Source organism: Pseudomonas sp. I2 (genome assembly GCF_040984075.1).
Classification (GTDB): domain Bacteria; phylum Pseudomonadota; class Gammaproteobacteria; order Pseudomonadales; family Pseudomonadaceae; genus Aquipseudomonas; species Aquipseudomonas guariconensis_B.
The window spans coordinates 22,054-32,093 of the sequence record NZ_JBCGFQ010000058.1 but is presented as its reverse complement, the minus strand read 5'-3'; the positions used below and the strand labels follow the sequence as shown (position 1 = coordinate 32,093).

Annotated in this window: 5 protein-coding genes; 2 read left to right on the top strand and 3 right to left on the bottom strand. The window is 66.2% G+C overall.

Annotation, left to right across the window (positions count from 1 at the left end):
* On the top strand, window positions 1-2,716 hold a 2,716-nt coding region (locus tag WCE05_RS22695), incomplete at its 5' end, for a transporter substrate-binding domain-containing protein (RefSeq protein ID WP_368816602.1).
* Window positions 2,717-2,749: 33 nt separating this feature from the next.
* On the opposite strand, the gene WCE05_RS22690 is transcribed toward WCE05_RS22695, so the two are convergent.
* Window positions 2,750-3,097, bottom strand: a complete 348-nt coding sequence (locus WCE05_RS22690; protein ID WP_225786956.1) for a YggL family protein — start codon at window positions 3,095-3,097, stop codon at window positions 2,750-2,752.
* A gap of 185 nt (window positions 3,098-3,282) precedes the next feature.
* Here WCE05_RS22690 and dacB point away from each other — a divergent pair, with 185 nt between their 5' ends.
* Window positions 3,283-4,746, top strand: a complete 1,464-nt coding sequence (gene dacB, locus WCE05_RS22685) for a D-alanyl-D-alanine carboxypeptidase/D-alanyl-D-alanine-endopeptidase (protein ID WP_225786957.1) — start codon at window positions 3,283-3,285, stop codon at window positions 4,744-4,746.
* Between the two features lie 78 nt (window positions 4,747-4,824).
* Here the strand turns inward: dacB and WCE05_RS22680 are convergent, their stop codons facing one another.
* Window positions 4,825-7,218, bottom strand: coding sequence for a diguanylate cyclase (locus WCE05_RS22680; protein WP_368816601.1), 2,394 nt, complete (start codon window positions 7,216-7,218; stop codon window positions 4,825-4,827).
* Between the two features lie 94 nt (window positions 7,219-7,312).
* Window positions 7,313-9,505: a bifunctional 23S rRNA (guanine(2069)-N(7))-methyltransferase RlmK/23S rRNA (guanine(2445)-N(2))-methyltransferase RlmL gene (gene rlmKL, locus WCE05_RS22675; protein WP_253080508.1), complete on the bottom strand. Its 2,193-nt coding sequence runs from the start codon at window positions 9,503-9,505 to the stop codon at window positions 7,313-7,315.
* Between the last annotated feature and the right edge of the window lie 535 nt (window positions 9,506-10,040).

Here is a 10,040-nt window from a genome sequence, read left to right as displayed (position 1 = left end):
CCCGGTGATGCGCGTCGCCGTCAACGAAACCGCGGCCCCGGTGTCCTACTTCGACGGCAGCGGCCATTTCCGTGGGATCGCCGCCGACCTGCTGGAGTTGATCCGCCTGCGCACCGGGCTGCGCTTCGAGGTCCAGCGGGCCAGCGGCATCCGTGACATGATCGCCCGCCTCAAGGACGGCCGGGCGGACGTGATCGCGGCCATTTCCAGCGACGAGAAACACGACGGCGCCTTGCGGATCAGCCGTCCCTACCTGGAAAGCAACTACGTGCTGGTGACCCGTGCCGGCCCTGGACAAGCCTCCTCCCTCGAGCAATTGCAGGGCAAGCGGGTCGCCATCACCCGCGATAGCCTCATGGCCGAACTGCTCGCGACGCAGCACCCTCAGGTCAGGCGGATCGAGACCGAAAGCCCGTTCTTTTCCATGGCGCTGCTCGGCAGCGGCGCGGTGGATGCGGCGATCGCCACCTTGATCGACGCCAATCATGCGCTGGCCGGCAATCCCGACCTGGTCATCCGCCGCACGATCGGCAACGAGCCAGCCACCTTCACGATGGCCAGCACCGGCCAGGCCCAGGCGCTCGCCTCGATCCTCGACAAGGCCCTGCTGAGCATCTCGCCGGAAGAACTGGGTGTGATCAACAGCCGCTGGCGTGGCTATGGCGTGCAGGACGATGCCCATTGGCGGGAGTTTCGCCGCCTGGCCGTGCGGGTGTTGCTGGGCTTCGGCCTGCTGCTGTTGCTGGCGCTGGTCTGGAACGCCCGCCTGCGCCGGCAGATCCGGCATCGCCAGCGCGCCGAACGGGCGCTGAGCGACCAGTTGGAGTTCATGCGCGCACTGCTCAACGGCACTCCCCACCCGATGTACGTACGCGATCGCGAGGGGCGCCTGCAAAGCTGCAACGACAGCTACCTGGAGGCCGTCCAGGCGCAGCCCGCGGAGGTCATCGGCAAGCGCCTGGCAGACAGCCTGTGCAGCGACCCTGAACATACCCGGCAGATCGAGGCCGACTACCAGCAGGTCATGGAGGCCGGCACGCCACTGATCCTGGATCGTCCTCTGCAAATGAAAGGACGGGAGCTGACCATCTACCACTGGATCCTGCCCTACCGCGACTCGCTGGGCGAGGTGCAGGGGATCATCGGCGGCTGGATCGATATCAGCGACCGGCGCAAGCTGGTCCAGGCCCTGCGCCAGGCCAAGCAGCAAGCCGACGATGCCAATCGCGCCAAGAGTACCTTCCTGGCCACCATCAGCCATGAGATCCGTACACCGATGAACGCCATCATCGGCATGCTCGAGCTGGCCGTCAGGCGGGCGGACCAGGGGCAGTTGGACCGACCGGCACTGGAGGTCGCCTACCATTCGGCCAAGGACCTGCTGGGCCTGATCGGCGACATCCTCGACATCGTCAGGATCGAGTCCGGCCACCTGTCCCTGTCCGTGGAACCGGTCGACCTGGGTGCACTGGTCGAGTCGGTGGGCCGGGTCTTCGATGGCCTGGCGCGGCAGAAAGGGCTGTCCCTGGAAGTGGTCATCGCAGCGAACGCACGCTGCCATGCGTTGCTCGATCCGCTGCGCTTCAAGCAGGTGCTGTCCAACCTGGTCAGCAACGCCATCAAGTTCACCGAACACGGCCAGGTGCGCATCAGCATGGCCCTGCACGACGAAAACCCGGCAGCCGGCCTGACCCTTGACCTGGAGGTGCGCGACAGTGGCATCGGCATCCGTGAAGACGAACTGCGTCAGCTGTTCAACCCATTCGTCCAGGCCAACCCCCACAGCGAGGGCGCACGTGCCGGCACCGGCCTGGGCCTGGCCATCAGCCGCAACCTGTGCCAGATGATGGGCGGCGACCTGACGCTCGAGAGCCTGCAAGGGGTCGGCACCCGCGTCCGCCTGCAGATGCCCCTGCAGCGCGTCGCGGCGCCCTCGTCCGCCCCCCCTGACGTCGCGGACGTGGACACACCGGATACCCGGCTGAACGTGCTGGTGATCGACGACCACCCGGCCAACCAGTTGCTGATGGCGCAGCAACTGGGGTTCCTCGGGCTGCGCCATGCCAGCGCCGGCGATGGCCGCGAAGGCCTGGAGAAATGGCGCGAGGGCGGTTTCGATGTGCTGATCCTCGATTGCAACATGCCGCACATGAGCGGCTACCAGGTCGCCGAGGCGGTACGCGCCGAGGAAGGCGCGCAAGGCCGGCCGCGCTGCGTCATCCTCGGCTATACCGCCAACGCCCAGCCCGAGATCCGCCAGAAATGCCTGGACGCCGGCATGGACGACTGCCTGCTCAAGCCCATCGGCCTGCGCACCCTGAAGCAGCGCCTGGCCAGCGTAACGCCCTGCGCGCCATCCCCACGCAAGCGCAAGCGTTTCACGCTCGACGGGCTGGCGACCATCGTCGGCGACAACCAGGAAGATCGCCAGCGCCTGCTGGCCACCCTGCTGCAAAGCCTGCAGCAGGACCTGGCCATCTTGATGGCCATCGATCCACACGAAGATGCCCAGGCGATCGCCGGCCAGGCGCACAAGATCCTCAGCGCGGCACGGATGCTGGAAGCCAGGGAGTTGATGGCGGCCTGCGAGGCCCTTGAACAGGAAGATTTACCGCTGATGCAGCTCAAGCTGCGACGGCAGGCACTGGCGCGGCACATGCGCCGCGTCGAGGAAGCGCTGGCCCGGTACCTGCACGGCCCGGTCGGCGCTCGGTGAAGCGGCACGCCGACGGCGGCCGCTTCGGCAGGATCAATCGGCCTTGGCGTTGATCGGCTTGTCCGGATACCAGGCGTCCAGCAGCGGGCTGACTTCGATCTTGGTCAGTTCGCCACGGCCCTTGAGCCAGGCTTCGACGGTAGCGCGCTGCTCTTCGCTGACCGAACCACGCTTGGCCAGGCAGACCAGGCCGAAGTCATCGCCGCCGACGTAGTCCAGGCCGTTGGCATCCATGGCCTCTGCGAGGAAGGCGTCGAGGAAGGCATCGATGGCTTCTTCGGACAGGTCTTCCTTGAATTCCAGGTTCAGTTCGAAACCCAGCTCCTGGAACTCATCCACGCACAGCTTCTTGCGCAGACGACGGGAACGGTTGGTAGCCATGAAACAATCCTCTTGAGTAATAACGCGCGGCACTTTACCAGTTTCCGTGGCGATGCGGCGCTTTTCCGTCGGACATGGCCCATGGGCGGTACGCTTGGGGCATAATGCGCACTATATTTCGTCTGGGGGCCATCATCTCGTACAGCCCCGTTGTCCTTTCCCTCGTACGCAGGGTTCCAGTACCTATGATCAAAACGCTCCGCCCACTGCTCCTCGCCGGCCTGCTCCTGCCACTGGCCATGCCCAGCCAGGCCGCCCCCGTCAACACCACCCTGTCGCCCAAGGTGCAGCAGGCGCTGAAGAACAACAAGCTGCAGAATTCTGCCCTGTCCCTGGTGATGCTGCCCCTCGATGGGCCAGGCACACCGACGATCTACAACGCCGACGTGTCGGTGAACCCGGCGTCGACTATGAAGCTGGTCACCACCTACGCCGCCCTGGAACTGCTCGGCCCGACCTTCCAGTGGAAGACCGAGTTCTATACCGATGGCACCCTGAGCAACGGCGTGCTCAACGGCAATCTGTACCTCAAGGGCGGCGGCGATCCGAAGCTGAACATGGAGAAGCTCTGGCTGCTGATGCGCGACCTGCGGGCCAACGGGGTACGCACCGTCAGCGGTGACCTGGTGCTCGATCGCAGCCACTTCGTCCAGCCCAACCTGCCCCAGTTCGACGATGACGGCGGCGACATGAACAAGCCGTTCCTGGTCAGGCCCGACTCGCTGCTGGTCAACCTCAAGGCCCTGCGCTTCGTCGCCCGTAACGACGGCGGCAAGGTGACGGTATCGGTCGAACCACCAATCGCCAACATCCGCATCGACAACCAGGTCAAGGCCCTAACGTCCCGGCAGTGCACCGGTGAGGTGCGCTACAACCCGACGGTGCAGGCCAATGGTGTCAGCGTCGTGGTCAGCGGCCAGTTGGGCGATGGCTGCAACTCCCAGACCTACCTGGCGCTGCTCGACCATCCGACCTATGCCGCCGGCGCCGTGCGGGCGATCTGGAGCGAGCTGGGCGGTACCATCCAGGGCCGCGACCGCGTCGAGAACGTGCCCAAGAGCGCACGCCTGCTGGCCCGCGCGTTCTCGCCAGACCTGGTGGAAGTGATCCGCGACATCAACAAGTACAGCAACAACACCATGGCCCAGCAGTTGTTCCTCAGCCTGGGCGCGCAGTTCCGTACCGACGTCGACGGCGACGACGCCCGTGCCGCCCAGCGCGTGGTGCGCCAGTGGCTGGCGCGCAAGGGCATCACCGCGCCACACCTGGTGATGGAGAACGGATCCGGGCTGTCTCGCGCCGAGCGGGTCAGCACGCGGGAGATGGCGGCGCTGCTCAAGGCGGCGTGGAAGAGCCCTTATTCGGCCGAGTTCATCAGTTCCATGCCCTTGGTAGGCATGGACGGCACCATGCGCAAGCGGCTCAAGCGCACCGCCCTGACCGGCGAGGGCCACATCAAGACCGGGACGCTCAATACCGTGCGGGCGATTGCCGGGTACACTCGGGACAGCAACGGCCATACCTGGGCAGTGGCGGCAATCCTCAACGATCCCCGGCCCTGGGGGGCTTCGCAGGTGCTTGACCAGGTCTTGTTGGACCTTTATCGGCAACCGAAGCTGATCGAGCGTACGGCGGCTACAGGGCCCTGATGGGCTTGGGGCCGCAAAGCGGCCCCCAAAATGGCGTACTTGCCTACACATAATGCCGAAATCCCGCCCTGCCAAACCTCAGGACAACTCCGCCTCGACCCGATCCCGCCCCGCCTGTTTCGCCGCATACACCCCGGCATCGGCCCGCAGCAACAGCGCATCGGCGCCCTCTCCCGGCCGCCAGCCCGCCACCCCGAAGCTCGCCGTCACCCTGCCCACGCCCTCCACCGCCACACTGCGAACCCCCTGCCACAACTCCAGCGCCAGCGAGCGCGCCTGCTCGGCATTGCTCCCCGGGCACAGCACCATGAACTCCTCTCCCCCCAGCCGACAGAACACATCGGTACGCCGCAGCCTGTGCCCGATACGCTGGCACAGGCTGCGCAACACATGGTCGCCCACCGCATGCCCGTACTGGTCGTTGATCCGCTTGAAATGATCGATATCGAGCATGATCACCGCCAGGTCCAGGCCATCCCGCTGGGCCCGTTCCAGCTCGCTCTTGAGCCGCTCCTGAAAGTAGCGGCGGTTGTGGATACCGGTCAGCGCATCGGTGACCGAAAGAGTCCTGAGCTCTTCCTCGACCCGCTTGAGATCGGAAATGTCGGTCAGGTAGCCATGCCACAAGGTACAGCCATCCTCGCCCTCCTCCGGCGTCGCCTCGCCACGGACCCAACGCAGGCCCGCCCGGGGCAGGACCACCCGGTATTCCTCGCGCCACGGCGTGAGATGCTCGGCCGAATAGCGCACTGACCTGCGCACCCGGTCCAGGTCGTCAGGGTGGATGCGCTCGAACACCACCGTGGCATCCTGGCGCAGCAGCTGCAGGTCGACCTCATAGATGTCGTACAAGCCTTTGCTGGCATAGGGGAAACAGGAACGCCCATCAGCGTCCAGGCGGTACTGGTAGATGCCACCGGGGACTTCGGCGCTGAGCTTTTCCAGCAGGCGATCACGCACGGCCAACGCTTCGAGGACACGCCGGCGCTCGGTGACGTCGATGCAGATCGCCAGGTAGCCGACCCACAGGCCTTGCTCGTCGAGCACCGCGGTGACCAGCATGTTGCCCAACAGGTGGCTGCCATCCTTGCGCACCAGGGTCCACTCCCCCGGTTCGCCACCGCCCTCCTGCACCGTCTCGGCGAACATCGCCTGGCCACCGCAGATCTCGCGCCCGTAGCGCAGGCTCAAGGCGTGGGCACGCTGATGCAATTCCTCGGGCTGGACCAGGTCCTCCAGCGTCAAGTGGCCGATCGCCTCGCGGGCCGTGTAGCCGAACATCCGCTCGGCGCCGGCATTGAAGGTGCTGACCAAGCCCTTGAGGCTGGTGGCGATGATCGCCACCTGGGTCGCGGCATCCAGCACGCTGCGCAACTGGTTGTGGGTCTCGCGCAGGGACTGCTCGCTGACCCGCAGCTCGGCGGTACGCTGCTCGACCAGGTGCAAGGCCCGCTGCCGTTGGCTGAACAGGCTGTAGAGCAAGGCGCTGAGCAATACGCTCAGCAAGCCGCCCAGCAGGCTGACCGCCAGGACCACGGAGGCGCGATTGGCCCGGAGAAAGACCAGGCTGGGACGAATGTCGAGCTGGTAATGATGGTCGGCCAGGTGCAACAGGTGCCGGCTGGCCAATCGCACCCGGGCGACCGGGCTCTGCGAGTCGAACAGCACTTCGTCGCCACTCGGCCCGGAGGTATCGAGGATACGCACCACCAGGTTGTCCTCGGCCGCTGGCGGCAGGCCCTCGGCGATCAACTGATGCAGGCTCAGCAGCGCCATCACGTAGCCGGCGGGTGGGCCGCCGAGGGCGTTCTCGGTGAACACCGGCGCCACCATCAGCAAGCCTCGGCCAGCCCCCGCTTCGGCATTGATCACATCCAGCGGCGCGGACACCGCCATGCTACCCGGCGAAACGGCCCGGGCCAGGGTCGCCTCGCGCTGGGGCTGGCCACGCAGGTCCAGGCCCGCGGGCAGGCCCAGCACGTCAGAAGACTGGGTGTAGAGCACCGGATAATGAGGGTCGCGGGGCGCTGCCGGGCGCCAACCGCCCTGCCCGTCCTGGTCGCGGATGCGGTAGTCCTGGCCGAGCCAGGCGCTGGCCCGTCGCTCGAAGTCATCGCGCTGCCCGGCCTCGACCCGCGGCGCCCAGGCGTAGGCCTGGGTCCGGTGCTGCAGCGGGCGGGCATAGCCGTCGAATTCCCGGGGGGTGATTTCGTTGGAGTAGGTGAAGAAGCGCCGCAAGCCATCCAGCCGTTGCTCCTGGTCGTCGAAGCGTTCGGCGATACGGCTGTAGCGCTCATTGGCCAGCAGGTCGAAGCGTTGGCGCAACTGCTGCTTGTAGAGGCTCTGCGCGGCGATGGCCAGCGCGGCCGTGAGCAGGCCGCCCGCGACCAGGGCCGCCAAGGCCACGGCCCAGGCGGACAGCGCTTCGCTGAACAGGCCGAGCACCTTCGCACGCACGCCACACTTCGACATAGAGCATTCTCATCACGTCAGCGTCCTGCGAATTGTCCAGCCCTATGCTGATTTATAGCCATTGGCCATCAGCCCCGCAACGTACCTCGTCGACTCACCGCGCTTGCAGGCGCCAGGCCCTGTGGATCCGGTTGTTGCGCGCGAAATCCGGGTCCAGGGTCTGGGCACTGATCTCCTCCACCGCGTAACGCTCGACCAGGCTCGCGTCGAGCTGGAACTTGCGGAAGTTGTTGGAGAAGTACAGCACACCGCCCGGCGCCAGGCGGGCCATGGCCAGGTCGAGCAGTTGCACGTGATCGCGCTGCACGTCGAACACACCTTCCATGCGCTTGGAGTTGGAGAAGGTCGGCGGGTCGATGAAGATCAGGTCGTAGCTGTCCTGGTTGTCTTCCAGCCAGGCCATCACATCGCCCTGCTCCAGGCGGTGACGCTCGGAGAAGCCGTTGAGCGACAGGTTGCGCCGCGCCCAGTCGAGGTAGGTCTTGGACAAGTCGACGCTGGTGGTGCTGCGCGCGCCGCCCTTGGCCGCATGGACCGTGGCCGTGGCGGTGTAGCAGAACAGGTTGAGGAAGCGCTTGCCGGCCGCCTCGCGCTGGATGCGCAGGCGCATCGGCCGATGGTCGAGGAACAGGCCGGTGTCCAGGTAGTCGGTGAGGTTGACCAGCAGCTTGACGCCGCCCTCGTTCACGGTCTGGAAGCGGCCTTCGCTGCCCTGGCGCTCGTACTGGCGCGTGCCACTCTGGCGCTCACGGCGCTTGAGCACCACGCGCTGCGGGTCGATGCCCAACGCCTGGGGGATCGCCGCCAGGGCGTCGAGCAGGCGAGCCTGGGCCTTGTCCGGGTCGACCGAGCGCGGCGCGGCGTACTCCTGGACATGCACCCAATCCTGGTAGAGGTCGACCGCCAGGGCATATTCCGGCATGTCGGCATCGTACAGGCGGTAGCAGTCGACCTGCTCGCGCCGGGCCCACTTGCCCAGCTGGCGCAGGTTCTTCTGCAAACGGTTGGCGAACATCTGCGCCCCCTCGGACAGACGCGCCGGCTCACTGGCCACGCTCGCAGGCCGCCCCGGCTCGCCAGCCTCGGCATCGGCCTGGCGACGCTCGCCGGTGACGAACTGGTCGGGCTGCACCTTGAACAGCAGCAGCTTGCAGGGCAGCGCGCCGTTCCAGAAGGCGTATTGCTTGTGGCTGCGGATGCCCATGCGCTTGCCCAGCTCCGGAGCGCCGGTGAACACCGCCGCCTCCCAGCCCAGGCACGCCTGGCGCAGGCGTTCGCCGAGGTTCTGGTAGAGGTACAGCAGGCTGGCCTCGTCGCCCAGGCGCTCACCGTAGGGCGGGTTGCTGATCACCAGGCCTTTCTGGTTCTGGTCCGGGCGCGGCTCGAAGCTGCCGACCTCACCCTGGTAGATCTTCACCCAATCCCCCAGCCCGGCGCGCTCGACGTTGTTGCGCCCTGGCTGGATCAGCCGTGGGTCGGCCTCATAGCCGCGAATCCACAGCGCTGGCCTGGCCAACCCGGCCTGGGCACGGGCCTGGGCCTCGTCGTGCAGTTTGCGCCACAGCGCCGGCACATGGCCGAGCCAGGCGCTGAAGCCCCAGCGCTCACGCTTGAGGTTCGGGGCGATATCGGCGGCCATCATCGCCGCCTCGACCAGGAAAGTACCGACACCGCACATGGGGTCGGCCAGGGCGCCGCCCTGGGCGGCGATACGCGGCCAACCGGCACGGATCAGCACCGCCGCCGCCAGGTTTTCCTTCAACGGCGCAGCGCCCTGCTGCAGGCGATAGCCACGCTGGTGCAGGCTGTGCCCGGACAGGTCGAGAGAGAGGATCGCCTCGCCACGCTCCAGGCGCAGGTGCACGCGCAGGTCCGGGTCGATCTTGTCCACCGACGGGCGCTGCCCCTCACGGTTGCGCAGCTTGTCGACGATGGCGTCCTTGACCTTGAGGGCGCCGAAGTGGCTGTTGTCGATGCCCGAGCCATGGCCACTGAACTCCACCGCCAGGGTGCCGTCGGCGGCCAGGTGGTCCTGCCAGTCGACCCCGTGCACGCCCTGGTAGAGTTCGTCGGCGTTCTTCATGGCGAAACGCTTGAGTACCAGCAGCACACGGTTGGCCAGGCGCGACCAGAGGCACAGGCGGTAGGCGGTTTCCATGTCGGCCAGGCCACGGATGGCCGAGGTGTGCTCGCGCACATCGTCCAGGCCCAGGCCGCGGGCCTCCTCGGCGAGCAGGCCTTCCAGGCCCTTGGGGCAGGTGAGATAGAGTTCGAAACGGTCCGACATGAGCAATCCAGAGCCTTGGGCTGAGTGAGTGACAGGGCGACGCATCGCCCCGCCGATGTTTGCCCGAACGCCCTTCCAGCAGGCGTCCGAGTGGCCTTGCCCGTCTTCGGGAAGCGCCAGGCCGCCTGATCGACATACCCTCCGCCCGTGGCGAAAGCAGGTTAGATCGTCAGGCAGTACGAAAATTTCCGGCGGCGAAGCAGCCGATGTGACCCTTCGTCGCATTACCTATTATTACCGTCATCCTCCAGCAGCACTGGCCAAATGACGCCAAGGGGCATTAAACCCTGATCATAGCGGGCTCAACGGCAAATAAAGTTGAGTCGCATTTATTTACTTATCCTCTGACCCTCGGAAAGGTTACGTCCTTATGACAAATCGATCATTCACAGTGTGACGCGCTTTGGTTAGAACTCCTCTTAGGCCGTCTCGCAACGGGACGGCACTTCTGCTCGCCACGCCGGCAGCGAGCGCATACCGGCAGAAAGATTCTGCCCGGCCTCGGAGAGGCCGACGGGACATTACAGTCAACAAG

Coding starts and splice junctions, on each gene's coding strand:
- dacB (WP_225786957.1), top strand. CDS start 3,283: ATGATCAAAACGCTCCGCCCACTGCTCCTCGCCGGCCTGCTCCTGCCA.
- rlmKL (WP_253080508.1), bottom strand. CDS start 9,505: ATGTCGGACCGTTTCGAACTCTATCTCACCTGCCCCAAGGGCCTGGAA.
- WCE05_RS22680 (WP_368816601.1), bottom strand. CDS start 7,218: ATGTCGAAGTGTGGCGTGCGTGCGAAGGTGCTCGGCCTGTTCAGCGAA.
- WCE05_RS22690 (WP_225786956.1), bottom strand. CDS start 3,097: ATGGCTACCAACCGTTCCCGTCGTCTGCGCAAGAAGCTGTGCGTGGAT.